12 protein-coding genes are annotated in these 15,532 nt (G+C 60.7%); 4 read left to right on the forward strand and 8 right to left on the reverse strand.

Annotated elements, in window-relative coordinates:
- Window positions 1-117 precede the first annotated feature (117 nt).
- The 4 genes from AC22G1_RS08510 to AC22G1_RS08525 all read right to left on the reverse strand — a co-directional run bounded on the left by AC22G1_RS08510 (window position 118) and on the right by AC22G1_RS08525 (window position 4,911).
- A complete protein-coding gene (locus AC22G1_RS08510; protein ID WP_487316374.1) occupies window positions 118-876 on the reverse strand; it encodes a DUF2076 domain-containing protein in 759 nt (252 codons plus the stop codon).
- Window positions 877-1,013: 137 nt separating this feature from the next.
- On the reverse strand, window positions 1,014-2,945 hold the full coding sequence (locus tag AC22G1_RS08515) for an exoribonuclease II (RefSeq protein ID WP_487316375.1): 1,932 nt from the start codon (window positions 2,943-2,945) through the stop codon (window positions 1,014-1,016).
- A gap of 92 nt (window positions 2,946-3,037) precedes the next feature.
- Window positions 3,038-3,910: a 3-hydroxyacyl-CoA dehydrogenase NAD-binding domain-containing protein gene (locus AC22G1_RS08520; RefSeq protein ID WP_487316376.1), complete on the reverse strand. Its 873-nt coding sequence runs from the start codon at window positions 3,908-3,910 to the stop codon at window positions 3,038-3,040.
- A gap of 83 nt (window positions 3,911-3,993) precedes the next feature.
- Window positions 3,994-4,911: an AraC family transcriptional regulator gene (locus AC22G1_RS08525; RefSeq protein WP_487316377.1), complete on the reverse strand. Its 918-nt coding sequence runs from the start codon at window positions 4,909-4,911 to the stop codon at window positions 3,994-3,996.
- 122 nt (window positions 4,912-5,033) lie between these two features.
- On the opposite strand from AC22G1_RS08525, the gene AC22G1_RS08530 reads away from it, so the two are divergent.
- Complete coding sequence (locus tag AC22G1_RS08530) at window positions 5,034-5,924, forward strand: SDR family oxidoreductase (protein WP_487316378.1); 891 nt, start codon at window positions 5,034-5,036, stop codon at window positions 5,922-5,924.
- 24 nt (window positions 5,925-5,948) lie between these two features.
- Here AC22G1_RS08530 and AC22G1_RS08535 read toward each other — a convergent pair whose 3' ends face one another.
- Together AC22G1_RS08535 and AC22G1_RS08540 are read right to left on the reverse strand one after the other, a co-directional pair.
- Window positions 5,949-6,455: a DsrE family protein gene (locus AC22G1_RS08535; protein ID WP_487316379.1), complete on the reverse strand. Its 507-nt coding sequence runs from the start codon at window positions 6,453-6,455 to the stop codon at window positions 5,949-5,951.
- Between the two features lie 12 nt (window positions 6,456-6,467).
- Window positions 6,468-7,988 carry a GNAT family N-acetyltransferase gene (locus tag AC22G1_RS08540; RefSeq protein ID WP_487316380.1) on the reverse strand — a complete coding sequence of 507 codons (1,521 nt, stop codon included), beginning with the start codon at window positions 7,986-7,988 and terminating at the stop codon, window positions 6,468-6,470.
- A gap of 161 nt (window positions 7,989-8,149) precedes the next feature.
- On the opposite strand from AC22G1_RS08540, the gene AC22G1_RS08545 reads away from it, so the two are divergent.
- Window positions 8,150-9,010 (forward strand): hypothetical protein, encoded by an 861-nt coding sequence (locus AC22G1_RS08545; protein ID WP_487316381.1) that lies wholly within the window; start codon window positions 8,150-8,152, stop codon window positions 9,008-9,010.
- Between the two features lie 39 nt (window positions 9,011-9,049).
- On the opposite strand, the gene AC22G1_RS08550 is transcribed toward AC22G1_RS08545, so the two are convergent.
- Together AC22G1_RS08550 and AC22G1_RS08555 are read right to left on the reverse strand one after the other, a co-directional pair.
- The gene (locus tag AC22G1_RS08550) at window positions 9,050-10,198 is read right to left on the reverse strand and encodes an iron-containing alcohol dehydrogenase (protein ID WP_487316382.1); all 1,149 of its coding nucleotides are present in this window, start codon (window positions 10,196-10,198) and stop codon (window positions 9,050-9,052) included.
- A 95-nt stretch (window positions 10,199-10,293) separates the two neighbouring features.
- The gene (locus tag AC22G1_RS08555; protein WP_487316383.1) at window positions 10,294-12,411 is read right to left on the reverse strand and encodes a methyl-accepting chemotaxis protein; all 2,118 of its coding nucleotides are present in this window, start codon (window positions 12,409-12,411) and stop codon (window positions 10,294-10,296) included.
- A gap of 222 nt (window positions 12,412-12,633) precedes the next feature.
- On the opposite strand from AC22G1_RS08555, the gene AC22G1_RS08560 reads away from it, so the two are divergent.
- Both AC22G1_RS08560 and AC22G1_RS08565 read left to right on the forward strand, forming a co-directional pair.
- On the forward strand, window positions 12,634-14,193 hold the full coding sequence (locus AC22G1_RS08560; RefSeq protein WP_487316384.1) for a DUF2813 domain-containing protein: 1,560 nt from the start codon (window positions 12,634-12,636) through the stop codon (window positions 14,191-14,193).
- Between the two features lie 120 nt (window positions 14,194-14,313).
- Complete coding sequence (locus tag AC22G1_RS08565; protein ID WP_487316385.1) at window positions 14,314-15,513, forward strand: Bcr/CflA family multidrug efflux MFS transporter; 1,200 nt, start codon at window positions 14,314-14,316, stop codon at window positions 15,511-15,513.
- Window positions 15,514-15,532 lie beyond the last annotated feature (19 nt).

A 15,532-nucleotide genomic window follows, 5' to 3' on the forward strand; every position in this document is an offset into this window, starting at 1 on the left:
ATGAATCGACCAGATATGCCTTGCGCTTGAATAAGCTAACCCATTGAAGTGATGTGGTAAACAGGGGAAAAGACCAGGGTATGAAAAAGGCAGCCTGGGCTGCCTTTGGGGGAGGGGTTAGAAGAAGCTGTCGTCGTCAAAACCGCCGAAGTCGTCGTTGCCGTAATCGTCGTTACCAAAACCGTTGTCTTGGCCAAAGCCGTTATCCTGGTTTTGAAAGCCGTCCGAGCTGTTGTCAAAGCCGTTATTGCCAGGGTCGGTGGCGGTGTCGTTGCCGCTCAGGTTATTGGCGGCGTCGTTGCTGCCCAGGTTATTGGCGGCGCTGGGGTCGCTTGCGGGTCTTTCATCGATGATGTCGACAATTTCGGTGGGGTTGTGGTGGCTAAACATGTTCATCAGCATGTCGCCAATCACCACGCCACCGGCCACCCCTGCGGCGGTTTGCAGGGCGCCGCCCAAAAAGCTGGGGGCGCGTTGGCCCCAGCCACTGGCGGCGGGCTGTTGGGGCTGGCTGTAGGCGTTGTTGCCCGGCTGCGGGCCGCTACCGGCTTGGCTCCAGCTTGATGCTGCCTGGGGCTGCGGGGCGTTTTGACTTTGGCTGTGGCCGCCGCCAAAGAGCCCGGCCAGAAAGCCGCCGGAAGCGGGAGCGCTTTGGCTTTGCTGCTGCTCAAGGGCTTCTACCTTGGCTTTGAGCTGCTTGAGGGCAGCTTCTTGCATGATGATGGTCTGGGCCATGTAATAGGGCGCCGCCGGTTGGGCGATAAGGTGTTTGTTGATTTGCGATTCAGCAGCAGCGTCGCGGCTGCCGCTTTGTTGTTCGGCTTGGTTAATGCGGCTAAAAAGGCTGTCAATCAGGCGGTTAGCGTCATTGTCCATACTGCGTTCCTAGGCAATGGAGGTCACTCATTATGACGCTGGGCAAAGGCTTGGGTTCCCCGTCTTTGTGAAACGCCCTTTCTCTTTTCGGGCAACAAAAAAACCGGCCAAAAGGCCGGTTTTTCATCTTGGGTTGCTTACTTGGCGGGCTTGGCCACCAGTGAGCGGGTTTCTTCGTTGGCCTCGGTGAGCTGCACCTTGATGATGTCGGCAAGCTTATAGCTCTCTTCACCTTTGATAAGCACGGTACCGGCTTCAAAGTTAACGTCCAACTCGTCTTTTACGTCATGGATCTGCGAGGCGGGGATAAAGGCCACGGCGCCGTTATCCACCAGGCGCACTTTCATGCCGCCACGGTTTACATCAATGACTTCGGCGTCGAACTGGGTGTCAGCTCCGGCTTGCGGGGCCAGCCAGCGCACGTACAGCCAGTCGCCCATGTCGCGCTCGGCCAGGCGGTTGAGGCGGCGGTGCTCGGACAGATGCTCGGCCAGGCGGTCGTTGGGTTTGGTCACCTGCTTGCCTTCAAGGATGGCCTTGATGATGCGGTGGTTAACCATGTCGCCGTATTTACGGATGGGGCTGGTCCAGGTGGCGTAGGCGGTAAGGCCCAGGCCATAGTGGGGGCCGGCTTCCAGGGTAATGGCGGCGTAGCTTTGGAAGCGGCGCAGGCGGCCGTCCAAAAACTGCTTTTTGTTGCCGTCGAGCCAGCGGCGCATGGCGCTGTAGCCTTCGAGGGTGTGTACCTGCTCGATGTCTACCGGCACTTCATGCTGGGCCAACAGAGCTTTGGCGTCTTCGATTTTTTCGTCTTCAAAGCCGTTGTGCACGTTGTAAACGCCGATGCCGCCGTGGCGGCGCAGGTATTCACCACAAGCCACGTTGGCGGCGATCATGGACTCTTCAACAATGCGGTTGGCGATGCGGCGCTCTTCGCGGTGTACGGTCACCACATTGCCGTTTTCGTCCAGCTCGAAGCGGTAATCGGGGCGGTCGCCAAACACCAGGGCGTGGGCCTGGCGCCAGGCGGTGCGGGCTTCGGTGAAGTCGCGCAGCAGTTTGATGGTGGCCGCTTCGTCTTCATTGGCCGGTTGCCAGTCGCCGGTGCCGTCCAGCCAGTCAGACACGTTGTTGTAAACGAGCTTGTGGCGAGACTCAATCCAGGCCGGGGTGAACTCGGTGTCGTCACCCAGGGTGCCGTCGTCGGCCACAAACAGGTTTGCCACCAGGGCAGGGCGCTTTTCACCGGCTTTGAGGGAGCACAGATCGTCAGACAGCACTTCTGGCAGCATGGTGACGTTTTTGCCCGGCAGGTAAACGGTAAAGGCGCGCAGCTCGGCGGCTTTGTCGAGCTCGGAGCCTGCCACTACGTAGGCGGTTGGGTCGGCAATGGCCACCCACAGCTGGTAACCGCCTTCGACCTTCTCAATCCACAGGGCATCGTCCATGTCCTGGGTGGAGGCGGCGTCGATGGTGGCGAAGGGAATGTGGGTCATGTCCTGGCGTTCCAGGCCATCAATCAGGTGCAGCTCGCCGTTAAATTCAGGGGCGGACTTTTGCAGATTGTGGCGGGCCAGGGTGACATGCCAGGGGGCGTAGCCGTCGCCGGTGCCGGCGATCTTCTCAATGATATCGGCGCTAAAGCCCATGTCGCCCTTGAGCGGGTGGCGCTTTAACTCGGCCACAACCCAGTCGCCGTTGGTGAACTCGCCCTTCACGCCTTTGGCGGGGCGGCAGCGGATGCGGTCTTTGATAACGGGGTGGTCCGGCACCACGTAGAGGCGGTCGTCGCGCTGCTGAATGCGGCCTACAAAGCGGGTCAAGAAGGGCTCGATCAGGGCCTCGGGTTCGGCCACGTCTTTGTCTTTTTCGCTGCGGACCACCGCGCGTACCCGGTCACCGTGGATGACTTTTTTCATGTAGGGCGGCGGCACGAAATAGGATTCTTTGCCGTCTGCATCCAAAAAGCCGAAGCCTTTGTCCGAGGCTTTGATTGTGCCTTCCACGGTCTTGAGGTTTTCGCGGATCTCGGCCTTAAGCTGGGCCAACAGCGGATTGTCTTTGAACATCAAGCTTGCTCTGTAGGTGAGCCGGCAACCGGGCCGGATAAAAACCCGCCCACTATACGAAAAGGGTCTTTATAAGGCAAAGAAAAGGGGGCTTAGGCCCCCTGGTTATCCAGCCATTGCACCAAGGCGGCCAGCCGTTTGGCGCGGGTGGCAGAGGCCTCGCTGGCCTGTGGCTCGGGCCAAGGGTAAAAGCCCTGGCCGCTTTTTACCCCCAGCTCGCCACGGGCCACTTTGTCCGAGAGGATGGCTAGCGGCGCGGTGGTGTTTTCAAGGTCTTCATAAAGGTAACCAGCAATGGCGTGGTGCACGTCAAGGCCGTTTACGTCGCGCTGCTCCAGCGGCCCGGTTAGTACCAGCCGCACCCCAAGGGCCCAGCGGGCCACAAAGTCGATGTCTTCGCTGCTGGCCACGCCTTTTTCCAAAAGCGACATGGCCTCGCGGGCCAGGGCGTGTTGCAGGCGGTTGCCGATAAAACCGGGAATGTCTTTTTGCACCACCACCGGCTTTTTACCCAAGCCTTGTAGCAGGGCCAGCACCTTCTCAACGGCGCTGTCGGTGGTGGCCTGGTGGCGAATCACTTCCACCAGAGGAATGATGTCGGCAGGGGTAAAAAAGTGCATGCCCACAAAGCGCTCGGGGTGGCTAAGGGCCTCGCCGATGGCGTTAACCGACAGCCCCGAGGTGTTGGTGGCCAAAATGCACTGCGCGCTGACTGCCTTTTCCAGCTCGGCAAAAATGCGCTGCTTTAGGCCAATTTGCTCCGGCACCGCTTCAATCACCACCTCGGCATCGGCGGCAGCCGTGAGCGCCGCCTGGCAATTAACGGTATCCGGCAGGCGGGCTTTGGCCCTGGCCAAGGCCTCGGGGATGGGGTCAATCAAGGTAACTTGATGCTGGCTACCAGCCAGCAAGGCGGCAATGGCGGTACCCATGGTACCGGCGCCGATAACGGCCACGATGGACATGCTGCATACCTCTTTGTGCGATTATCGTACTTATGTTCGATTTATACGGTAGCACAAGTTCGAAGGGGCGGGCAGCCGTGGCGTCAGGGCGCGGGGCGGCCGCGATTAAAGTGCCGGGGCGCGCAGCCCATCACCCGTTTAAAGGCGCTGCTAAAGGCGCTTTCCGAGCCGTAGCCGAGATCGGCGGCGATGCAGGCCAAGGTGTCGGTGCCGTGCTCCAAGCGGTCGGCGGCCTTTAACATGCGCCAGCGGGCCAGGTATTCCATGGGGGTGTCCCCCACCACTTGCTTAAAGCGCAGGGCAAAGGTGGAGCGAGACATGCAGGCTTTGGCCGCCAGCTCGGCTAAGGTCCAGCGCCGGGCGGGATCTTGGTGCATGGCGTTGATGCCAAGGCGCAGCATGGGGTCGGCAAGGCCGGCCAGCCAGTTGCCGCTATCAAGGGCGCCGTCGCTTAGATGCAGGCGCAGGGCTTGCAGCAGCGTTATGTGCGCCAGGTGGTGCAGCATCAGGTAGCTACCGGGCTGAGGCGCCTGCATTTCTTGCATCATCCGCTGCATGGCCCAGGGCAGGGCGGCGCTGTCTTGGTCTTTGCGGATATGCACCCGCCCCGGCAGCAAAGCCAGCAAGGTGCGGGCGTGGCGGCTGGCCAGCACAAAACGGCAGCTGACCATGGCAAACTCCCCGCCGCCGTTAACGCGGGTTACTGCCCCTTCGCGGCCACCGCCAAAGACTTCTTGAGCGGTTAGAGAAGGGATATCCAGCCGGCTGCCCATCTCAAAGGGCTTGCCGCCCGGCAGCAATACCGCGTCGCCTTCATTAAGGTGCAGCGGCTCGGCAAAGCCCTCGATGGCCAGCTGGCACTGGCCTTTAAGTACCGCCGCGCATTTGATGGCCCCTTGCTGGTCGGGAAACTGGATACGCCAAGGGCCCTTGGCCTCAAAACCGCCAGAGAGGTAGCTCTGGGGTTTGAGCAGGCTCAGCACATCGGAAAGCGGGTCCATAACGCCTCGGACGATAGATAATGTTATGCGGACTATATGGCATGGAGCGTCTTTCGTTAAAGGCTTAATGTAACAATCCCTGGCCAGGGCGCAGATTGGAACATTTAACCGAGGAAAAACAGATGCGTGTTTTCGTAACAGGTGCCACCGGTTTTGTGGGCAGCGCCGTGGTGCAGGAATTGCTGAGCCATGGCCATCAAGTGCTGGGCCTGGCCCGCTCGGCGCAGGCCGCCGAGCAGCTTGGCAAGGTAGGCGTTGAGGCGCTGCGCGGCGACTTGGCTGACCACCAAAGCCTAAAAGCCGGCGCCGAGCGCTGCGACGCGACCATCCACACCGGCTTTAACCATGATTTTTCCCACTTTGCCGAGAACTGCGAGCTGGACCGCCAGGCCATCTTGGCCATGGGCGAGGCAATGGCTGGCAGCCATAAGCCCTTTATTGTCACCTCCGGCACCGGTGTGCTGGGCGGCCTTGCGCGCACCGTAGTGGAAACCGACCGGGTTTTAGGCAGCAAGGTGCCGCGCCGCTCGGAACAGGCCGCCGCCGAGGTAGCCAAGCTGGGGGTAAAAACCATGGTGGTGCGCCTGGCGCCCTCTACCCACGGCGAGGGCGACCACGGCTTTGTGCCGCTGCTCATCCATTTTGCCCGCCAGCACGGCGCTGCCGCTTGTGTGGGGGAGGGGGCAAACCGCTGGAATGCGGTGCATCGCCTGGACGCCGCCACGCTCTACCGGCTGGCGCTGGAAAAGGGGCAAGCAGGCGCCCATTACCACGCCGTGGCCGAGGAGGCCGTGCCCTTTGTTGAGATTGCCAAGGTGATAGCAAGGCGCCTGGAGCTAGGCGTCAAGCACCTTACTGGCGAGGAGGCGGCGGCCTACTTTGGCTGGTTCAGCCACTTTGCGGGCCTTGATATTGCGGCGTCCAGCGCTTTGACGCGCCAGCAGCTGGGCTGGCAACCAACCCGGCCGGGGCTGCTTACCGACCTAGATAATCCTTATTACTTTGCCCAGTAAAAAAGGCCGCTTTCGCGGCCTTTTTCAGGGGATAAGGCTATAGCCTTGCTGCTGCAATACCGTGAGCTCGGTCATGGCCGACAGCGCCTGGCTAACATCGGGGCGCAGCTCGTCGGCCTGGTAGCCTGATGCTTGCACCGATTGGCCGCAGACATAGACCTTAACCCCGGCGTGGACCAAGGCGTCCAGCAAGGTGGCCGAGCCGTCGGCCACTTCAAAGCGCTTGAGGTGGGCGGCCTCGTTTAGGGCATGGCGGGTGGCTGGGCCGTGCAGCACGATGGCCAAATCCATGCGCTCGGGTTTGATGCCGGCGCGGGCGTGCATGTTGAGGTAACGGGCCACCGATTCGAGCTTGCGCGACAGGGCGCCTGGGTCTGGCGCGCCGGTGACGTCAAATACCGCCTTGAACTGGGTGTTAAGCGGGATGGGAGCGGCGTTTTTCACCTCATAGACCGGGCCAAAGTCTTTGATGATGGGCCCGGGAGTGGCGCCGCCAACGGCGGCAGCGGCGGCAAAGGTCATGGCAAGCATGGCTGGTCCTTATTATTTGTGCAGGGTCAGGGTGAACAGGTCACGGCGCCTGTCTTTGAGGTTGCGTACCGAGCCCTCGGAGCGCACCACCTTGAGTTTGTCCAAGTCCAAGTCCGAGAACAGGATCATCTCGGTGTTGGGGGTGGCCTCGGCCATCACCGCATCGTGGGGGAAGGCAAAATCTGACGGGCTGAACACCGCCGACTGGGCATATTGCACGTCAAGGCTCTCCACCTGGGGCAGGTTGCCCACCGAGCCGCAAATGGCCACGTAACATTCGTTCTCGATGGCCCTGGCCTGGGCGCAGTGGCGCACCCGAAGGTAGGCGTTTTTGGTGTCGGTCCAAAACGGCACAAACAACATCTCCATGCCTTGGTCGGCAAGGATGCGGCCAAGTTCTGGGAACTCCACGTCGTAGCACACCAAAATGCCCACTTTGCCGGCGTCGGTGTCGAAGGCTTGCACCTTGTGGCCACCTTCAATGACCCAATCGCGCCGCTCGTGGGGGGTGATGTGCAGCTTGTATTGCACCTCGGTGGAGCCGTCGCGGCGGCAAAGATACGCCACGTTAAAGAGCTCTTTGCCCTCCAACAGCGGCATAGAGCCGGTGATGATGTTGATGTTGTAGCTCACCGCCATTTGCGAGAGCTGCTGGCGAAAATGCTCGGTGAAACTGGCCAGGTAACGAATGGCCTCCTGCTGCTGGGCAGTGTTGGCAAGGCCCATCAGCGGCGCGTTGAAAAACTCCGGGAAGACAACAAAATCGGACTTGTAGTCCGACACCGCGTCCACGAAATACTCCACCTGTTTGAGCACTTCCTCGGCGCTGTGAAATTCGCGCATCTGCCACTGCACGGCGCCAATGCGCACCTGGCGCTTTTGGCTGAAGGTGCTTTCTTCCGGGTCAAACAGGATGTTGGACCATTCCAGCAAGGTGGCGTAGCCCTGGGATTTTTTATCCTCGGGCAGGTATTGGCGCAGCAGCCTTTTTACCTGGAAATCGTTGGCCAACTGGAAGGAAAGAATGGGGTCGTAAATGGCTTTGCGGTCCACTTGTTCGATGTACTGAGACGGGGTCAGCTCGTCGGCGTGGTGGCAGTAATTAACGATGCGGCCACCGGCCAGAATGGCCCGCAGATTGAGGCTGCGGCACAGCTCTTTGCGCGCCTCGTACAGCCGCCGGCCCAGGCGGTAGCCACGGTATTCGGGGTCAATAAACACATCCAGGCCGTAGAGGGCATCGCCGTTGTCGTCGTGGGCGATGGTCATGCGGTTGGTGATGAGGTCGTCATAGGTGTGGGGGTTGGAAAACCGCTTGTAATCTACCTGCACCGTCAGCGCCACCGCCACCAGTTGGCCTTGGTCTTCAATGCAGATTTGCCCCTCGGGGAACTGGCCTATCAGGGTGTCGATGGTGTGCTTGGGCCAGGAGCCGCCAATGTCTTTGTAGACGGTGTCCATCAGTTGCTTGAGTTGGGGAAAATCGTCCTTGGTGAGCTCACGGACTTTCAGGATCAGATCTTCGGTGCTCATGCCTTGTCCTCTGTTGTTACTTTTTTCACGCTAACCCAAAAGCTTAGCTTTGTCACAAAGGCCACTTGGCAGATCGCGGCGCCGTTCAGGTAGAGATGACATTCCCCCCTTTCGCCAAGCCGTTTAATTTGCCATCAGCCCATAGAATAAGTGTTGGCATCATGAAAACACCTTTGCTTGCGAGCCTGATGGCCCTGTTGTTGCTCTCAGGCTGTGATACCAATTCCAAGGTCCGTGCCCCGGTTAAAGCCCCGGCCCAAACCGTGAAGGCCGAGGTGCCACCAAAGGCCCCCGCAACCCCTGCCACGACCTTAAGCGACAAGCTCAGCCCGCGCCAGCAAGCGCTGGCTATGACCCTATTGGACGCGCCGCTCCATTACGCCCCTGGCCGTTATAGCCAATTTATGGTGCCGGCCGGTAAAGACAGCTTCCCGCTGCTTTTGGGCAAAAAAACCGGCAGGCCCATGGCATCGGCCGGGGTAAGCGAGCAGGGCCGCCGTTACCTTGCCTTTGGCACCGTTCCTGTTACCTACGAATTCGAACCCTTCTTCCCCAACTTGCAAGAGCTGGTGGGCTGGCTGCTCTCTGGCGAGCCGGGCTTTGTGTATAAACCTGGCGCCGTGGTGGCCACCGCCTTTTTGGGCGCCCAAGAAAAAAAGGTAACCGGCTGGCTGCGCCGCAACATGAAGGATATCGCCCTGGTGCGCTGCGACGTGCTGGGGCTTAAAGAGTGCCTAGGCGCCGCCGATCTGGTGGTGGTAGGGGCCGAAGGGGATTTGGCCGAAGCCCAGACCCTGGTCAACGCCCTGAAGCAAAAAAGCACCTTGCCGGTGCTGTACATGCACACCCCCTTTTGGAAGGAAAGCCAGTTCGCGAGCCTGGTGCTGAACAGCCTTGAGCTTCGCCAGGGCGAGGCCGGTGGCAACTACTGGGCCCAAGACGCCGCCAACTGGGACAACCTGGGTGACATGCTGCAAACCCGCCTGGCCATGAACACGGCCCCGGCCGAAAAGGGCGAATAAAAAAAGGCGCCCAAGGCGCCTTTTTGCTGGCAGCGACTTTTACAGCGCCGCTTCAAATACCGCCCGGGCAACGGCTGGGGTGACGCCGCCGTCTTCGCCAAGGGCGGTCATACCTTTGCGCTCAAGGGCGGCCACCAAGGTGTCGATGTCTGCGGCGCTAAGCTCGTAGTCGCCAAAGCGGGTGCCCACATCCAAAGCGCGGAAGAAGCTTTCCATCTTGGCGATGGCGCTGTCGATACGCGCCTCATCGCTACCTTCGGTGATACCCCACACCCGCTCGGCAAATTGCAGCAATTTGACTTTTTTCACCTCGCGGCGAACCCGCAGCATGGCCGGCAACACCACGGCCAGGGTGCGGCCGTGGTCGATGCCGAAATGGGCGGTCAGCTCGTGGCCAAGGGCATGGGTGGCCCAATCCTGGGGCACGCCCACACCAATCAAACCGCTCAGGGCCTGGGTGGCGGCCCACATTAGGTTGGAGCGCACCGGGTAGTCTTGTGGGGTAGCCAGGGCCTTGGGGCCTTCTTCGATAAGGGTGAGCAGCAAGCCTTCACTGAACCTGTCCTGCACCGGCGCGCCGCCGTTGGTCAGGTATTGCTCCATCACATGGACAAAGGCATCCACCACGCCGTTGGCAACCTGGCGAGGCGGCAGGCTGTAGGTGGTGACGGGGTCGAGCACCGCAAAACGGGGCTTAACCCGCGGGCTGATAAAGGCCAGCTTGTCCTGGCCACGGGTAATAACGGCGGCGCCGTTGGTCTCAGAGCCGGTGGCAGGCAGGGTCAGCACCGTGCCTATGGGCAGGGCATCTGTTACCGGGGCGTCTTTGCTGAGGATGTCCCAAGGGTCACTGCCCGAGTGGCAAACCGCGGCGGCGATAAACTTGGTGCCGTCCAGCACCGAGCCGCCACCCACAGCCAGCAGGTAGTCGTAGCCTTCGTTACGAATAAGGCTTACCGCCTCCATCAGGGTGTCATAACGGGGGTTGGGCTCGATGCCGCCAAACTCGCCAAAGCTGTGGTTGGCCAGGGCTTCAGTCACCTGCTGGTGCACGCCGTTTTTAAAGATAGAGCCGCCGCCGTAGGTCACCAAAATTTTGGCATCTTGGGGAATTTGCCCCGCCAGGGCCGCTATCTGGCCTTGGCCGAAGAGAATATGAGTGGGGCTTGAGAATGCGAAATTGTTCATGCTTCACCGGGATTGGTAACGGTGCTGCCATGGTAAGCCATGGCACCGGGGGGCGGGCAAGGAGAAATAAAAACGCCCTGGCGGGCGTTTTAGTCTCAGGTTTTGAGCTTGCCAAGCTCGCCATCGAGGTCGCGCACTAAATCATGCAGGCGCCGGCCTGAGCTTTCGGCCTGTTCGGCAAGGCCGGCCAACTCGCTGGCCGCGCTGCCAATGCCGGTGATGTTGCGGTTTATCTCGTCGCTCACCGAGCTTTGCTCTTCGGCGGCGGTGGCCATTTGGGTGACGTGGTCGTTGATGGTGTTGATAAGCTCCACCACCTGGGAGAGATCTTCAAAGGCACTGTGGGCCTGCTCAACGGTGCTGGACGCCCGGGTAACCCCTTGTTCCATCACCTGCACCGTGGCTTTTACCTCGTTGTTGAGGTTGTCTATCACCCCGGTTATCTCGTCGGTCGAGGTGCGGGTTTTGGCGGCCAGCGCCCGCACTTCGTCCGCCACCACCGCAAAGCCTCGGCCCTGCTCGCCGGCCCGGGCCGCTTCAATGGCGGCGTTCAGCGCCAGCAGGTTGGTTTGCTCGGCGATGTTGCGAATAACCTCAAGGATGCTGTTGATGTCGTTGCTGCGGGCCGCCACCTGGTTAACGGCGGTAGCCGCGGTGGACATGTCGTCAGCCAGGCCCTGCACGTCGGTTACCGCGTGTTGCAAGGTCGAGCGCGAGCCCATCACCGCGTTGTTGGCCTGGCTGGCTTCGTCTGCGGCCTGGGCGGCAAATTGCGCCACCTCGGTTGCTGCCGCACTCATCTCGTTCATGGCGGTGACTACCGAGTCAATCTCGGCGTGCTGCCTGGCCACCAGGGCGCGGGTGTCGGAGGCCACCTTGGCGCTGCTCTCGGCCTGGCTACCTACCTCGACGCTGATGCCTTTGAGGTGGGAAATCATGCTGCGCAGTTTGCCCAGGAAGCGGTTAAAGCCGCCGGCAAGAGTAATCAGCTCCTGATGGGTGTCGACCCGCACGTCTTGGGTGAGGTCTCCCTCGCTGCTGTTGAGGTTGGCCATGCGCTGGTTCATGGTGCCAAGAGGGCGGGTGATGGTGCGCACCAGTACCACCATCAATAGCAGCCCCAGCACAATCACCACCAGGCCAATCACGCCCTGGGTTACCACCAGGGTGGAGAAGTTGTCGCCCATTTGCTTATTCATGGCGTTCACATCGGCCATGGCCAGGGCTTTGGGTACTTCGATGATCAGCGTCCAGGTTTGGTTGGAGGCACGGATCTGCACCGGGTAGGACACAAAAATGGCGTCGTCTGTCAGCAGGTGCCCTGCGTCTTTCATGGCCAGCAGTTTGTCGGCAAGGCCCGGCATCACCGTTTTAAGGGGCTGCGCCAGTTTGTCGGGGTATTGGCTGGCGCCCACCAGCAGCCCAAGCTTGGACAGCAGCATGACCTTGGATTTACCGCCATAAAGGGACTGGGACAGCGCCACCACTTTTTGCTGGAAAATGGGCAGGTTCACATCCACCCCCACCACGCCGCGAAAGCGGTTCTGGGCGATGACGGGCACCGTGAGCGAGGTCATCAATTGGGAATTGCCGGGGGTGATTTCGTAGAGGTAGGGCTCCATCAGGCAGGGCTTGAGGGTGTCCATGGCGCACAGGTACCACTCGGCTTCGCGAAGGCCGTTGGCACCAATTTTGGCCACGTGTTTTTCCTCGGCGTCTTCCACCACTTGCTGCTCAATCTTGCCGCTTTGGTCGCGGGTAAAGTAAATTTCCAGCGTCCCGACCCCGGCCACCGAGTGGTCAAAACCCTGCTTGTACATGTCGTCCATGCCGTCATAAGCGTTGGCTTCAAACTGGCTGTAGATGGAGCTCATGCCGGGGTTGGCGGCTAAGGTGGCGCGGTCCAAATCGGCCACCTGGCTGCGGTTAAGGCGGTTGGTGGAGGTGATGCTGGCAGCCAGTTGCCCGGCCAGGGACATGGGTACCCGGTAGGCTTCGTTGATAAAAGCGCCCATCTCCTCGCCCGACTGCCCGGCCTGGGTCTCTAAGCGGCGAATAAGCTCGTCTGATACTTGGCGGGTACTTTCTTGGCGCACCTGGGCGGCGGTTTGGTTAAGAAAGTAGGCCACCACCAGGGTCAGGGTGCCAATGGATAACAGCAGTAACAGGCCTGTGGTCAGGTACAGCTTGAATGCCAGGGACTTTTCTTTCATGGACCACCTCTTTCATGCGCATTGGTTCTTATATCGGCGAACCCTGAATTTTCTTCACATTTTATATAGGTGGTGATGGGCCGGTGCTGCCAGTAACCAGCGGATAATCAACGAAAAGCGTGGCCAATATCCCTTGGCTGAACGTGCCGTTAAATGGCTGCCATCATTTTATAAAGCGCTGTATCATCAACAACATAGTCAAAAGCTGGCAGCAGGATTTGTATGCGTTTGGCCCATATCGACATTACCGGCTTTCAAGGGATAAAAAATTTGTCTCTGGCGCTGGATGAGGCCACCACCCTGATAGGCGAAAACGCCTGGGGGCGGCGCTCGTTTCTAAACGCCCTGGAAAAGGTGATGGGGCCGCACGGCGCTGAGGCCCACTTCGAAGACAGCGATTTTTATCAGCAAGGCCAGCAGCTGAGCATCGCCCTGACGTTCATGGAGCGCCACGGTGGCCACTGGCGGCGCCTGCGCTACCGGCCGCTGCGCTCGGTGATGTGGGGCCGGGCCGACGGCCATATGCGCCTGCGCCTTTGTTGGCGGGCAACCAAAGGGCAGGGCAGCGAACTGGCTTTTGTGGACGCCAGCGCCAAACCGCTTTTAGAAGGCGAGGCCGCCGCGCGCCTGGCCCGGCATTTGTTAACCCTGCACCCGCTGCTGCGCCTGGGCTTTCCCGATACCGAGCACCTGGAGCAATCGCCCTGGCTCAAAGCGCTTTTGGAAAACCCCGAGCAGTTTGAAGAAGAAGCCCTTACCCAGGGCCTTGGCGCCGTAAAAGCGCTGCTGTCGCGCTACTTTACCGACCCCAAGCCTGCCAAGCGGCCCCGTGACCGCCTTGCCATGGCCCGCCAACCTATCAACTGGGAGGCCATTCGCTCCCTTGAGCAGGTGATCAACCAATCGGCCAGCCGCCAGACCCGGCTGGCACTGCTGGGGCTGTTTGGGGTGCTGATGACCCGCACCGAAGCCCAGCCGGTAGCACGGCTGTCGCGGCCACTGTTGTTGCTGGACATGCCCGAGGCGCGGTTGCACCCGGTGATGCTGGCTACCTTTTGGAGCCTGGTGGTGCAGTTGCCCCTTAACCGGCTACTCATCACCCAATCGGCAGAGTTGTTGGGAGCGCAAGACTTGCTGGCCATTCGCCGCTTGGTGCGGCGCCAGGGGGAGCTTAGCTGCTACCAGCTTAAGCATCCGCTTCGCGAAGACGACTACCGGCGCATCGGCTTTCACCTGCGGGTAAATCGCCCGGCCAGCCTTTTTGCCAGGGGCTGGCTGCTGGTAGAAGGGGAAACCGAGATCTGGCTGATGTCGGAGCTGGCGCACCTGAGTGGCGTGCACCTGGCGGCAGAAGGAATACGGGTGATTGATTTTGCCCAGTGCGGCTTAAAGCCCCTGGTGCATCTGGCCCGAGACATGGGCATTGCGGTGCAGGTATTGTGCGATGGCGACGAGGCCGGTAACCGCTATGCCAGCCAGGTGCGCGGCCTGCTGGGCGCCGCGGCCGAGGCTAGCCTGACCCAGCTGCCAGCGAAGGATATCGAGCACTTTTTCTACCAAGAAGGCTACCAGGCGCTGTTTCATCAGCTTGCTCGCTGGCGCGGCGCTGAGCAGCCGAGCGCTATCATCCACGCCGCCATCTCCCGCCAATCCAAACCCGAGCTCGCCCTTCGTATCGCCGAAGAAGCCGGGCGCCGGGGTAAAGAGGGCGTGCCGGTGCTGCTGCGGCGACTTTTTAGCCAGCTGCGCCAGGCGGCTCTGGCCAGCGCCCCCAAGGATTAACGGCGTTTTGCGCCCTTGACCTGCGCTGCAGGCGCTATGGCGAAAATGCCTTAGCGCCCCTGCGCAGCGAGGCCTTGGCTGTGGCAAAATAGGCCGCCTTTTTTGCCTTGCGGAGCGCTTGTGTCCCGTGTGCCTTTCAGTTTGGTGGTGACCCTGGGTCTGGTTGCCATGCTGACCCCTTTTGCCATCGATATGTACCTGCCCAGCCTGCCGCGCATTGCCCGCGACCTTGGTGTTGCCAATGGCGCCGTGCAGGGCACGGTGTCGGCCTATGTGGCGGGTTTTGCCATTGGTCAGTTGTTCTTGGGCCCCTTGGCCGACAGCCTGGGGCGCAAACCGGTGCTGCTGTGGGGCACGTTGTTTTTTGCCCTCATCGCCCCGCTTTGCGCCCTGACCTCCGATATCGGCTTTTTGCAGCTGCTGCGGGTAGCGCAAGGGGCTGCCGGCGCCGCCGCTGCGGTGGTGATTTACGCCCTGCTGCGCGACTTGGTGGACGATAAAAACGAACTGGCCAAGCTCTTTTCCACCATCACCCTGGTGGTAACCCTGGCGCCGCTGCTGGCGCCGATGATTGGCGGCTGGCTGCTGACGCTGGGCGACTGGCACCTTATCTTCTGGGCGCTTGGCGGGGTAGGGGCGGCCACGTGCCTGCTGGTAAAAACCAAGGTGCCAGAGACCCTGACCGAGCGCAGCGAACTGGCCCTTGGCAAGGTGATGAGCAACTATCGCCAGCTGCTTGGCAACCCGGCCATGCTGGCGCTGATGCTGTGCTCGGGGTTGTCCTTTAGCGGCCTAATGGCGTTTTTGACCGCCGGTTCTTTTGTCTATATCCAGATCTACGGGGTCGAGGAAACCCATTTCGGCTACTACTTCGGTCTCAATATCCTGTCGCTGATGGCGCTGACCTTCTTTAATGGCCGCTTTGTTACCCGCTGGGGCGCCGAGCGCCTGCTGGTGCTGGCACTTTGCATACAGTTGCTGGCTGCCACCGGCGCCTTGCTGACGGTACTGCTGCACGGCCCCTTTGCCCTGCTGGTGGCCTGCGTAATGACCTACGTCGGTTGCCTATCCATGGTGGGCTCCAACGTCATGGCCCTGGTGCTCGAACAGGTGCCCAAGATGGCGGGCACCGCGTCGTCCCTTACCGGCAGCATGCGCTTTGGCATTGGCGCCATTGCCGGCTGGGCGGTGGCGGCGGTTACCGGCCACGACGACGTGGTGATGACCGGCGCCATGGTTATCTGCGCCAGCCTGGGGCTTGGCATCATCTTCTTTATTTATCGCCCCAACCGGCAAATAGCGCGCCAGAGCGGGCAGTAAAGCAGCGGCTTGCTGGTTT

The organism is Gallaecimonas zhanjiangensis (assembly GCF_057624825.1).

Coding starts and splice junctions, on each gene's coding strand:
- AC22G1_RS08510 (WP_487316374.1), bottom strand. CDS start 876: ATGGACAATGACGCTAACCGCCTGATTGACAGCCTTTTTAGCCGCATT.
- AC22G1_RS08515 (WP_487316375.1), bottom strand. CDS start 2,945: ATGTTCAAAGACAATCCGCTGTTGGCCCAGCTTAAGGCCGAGATCCGC.
- AC22G1_RS08520 (WP_487316376.1), bottom strand. CDS start 3,910: ATGTCCATCGTGGCCGTTATCGGCGCCGGTACCATGGGTACCGCCATT.
- AC22G1_RS08525 (WP_487316377.1), bottom strand. CDS start 4,911: ATGGACCCGCTTTCCGATGTGCTGAGCCTGCTCAAACCCCAGAGCTAC.
- AC22G1_RS08530 (WP_487316378.1), top strand. CDS start 5,034: ATGCGTGTTTTCGTAACAGGTGCCACCGGTTTTGTGGGCAGCGCCGTG.
- AC22G1_RS08535 (WP_487316379.1), bottom strand. CDS start 6,455: ATGCTTGCCATGACCTTTGCCGCCGCTGCCGCCGTTGGCGGCGCCACT.
- AC22G1_RS08540 (WP_487316380.1), bottom strand. CDS start 7,988: ATGAGCACCGAAGATCTGATCCTGAAAGTCCGTGAGCTCACCAAGGAC.
- AC22G1_RS08545 (WP_487316381.1), top strand. CDS start 8,150: ATGAAAACACCTTTGCTTGCGAGCCTGATGGCCCTGTTGTTGCTCTCA.
- AC22G1_RS08550 (WP_487316382.1), bottom strand. CDS start 10,198: ATGAACAATTTCGCATTCTCAAGCCCCACTCATATTCTCTTCGGCCAA.
- AC22G1_RS08555 (WP_487316383.1), bottom strand. CDS start 12,411: ATGAAAGAAAAGTCCCTGGCATTCAAGCTGTACCTGACCACAGGCCTG.
- AC22G1_RS08560 (WP_487316384.1), top strand. CDS start 12,634: ATGCGTTTGGCCCATATCGACATTACCGGCTTTCAAGGGATAAAAAAT.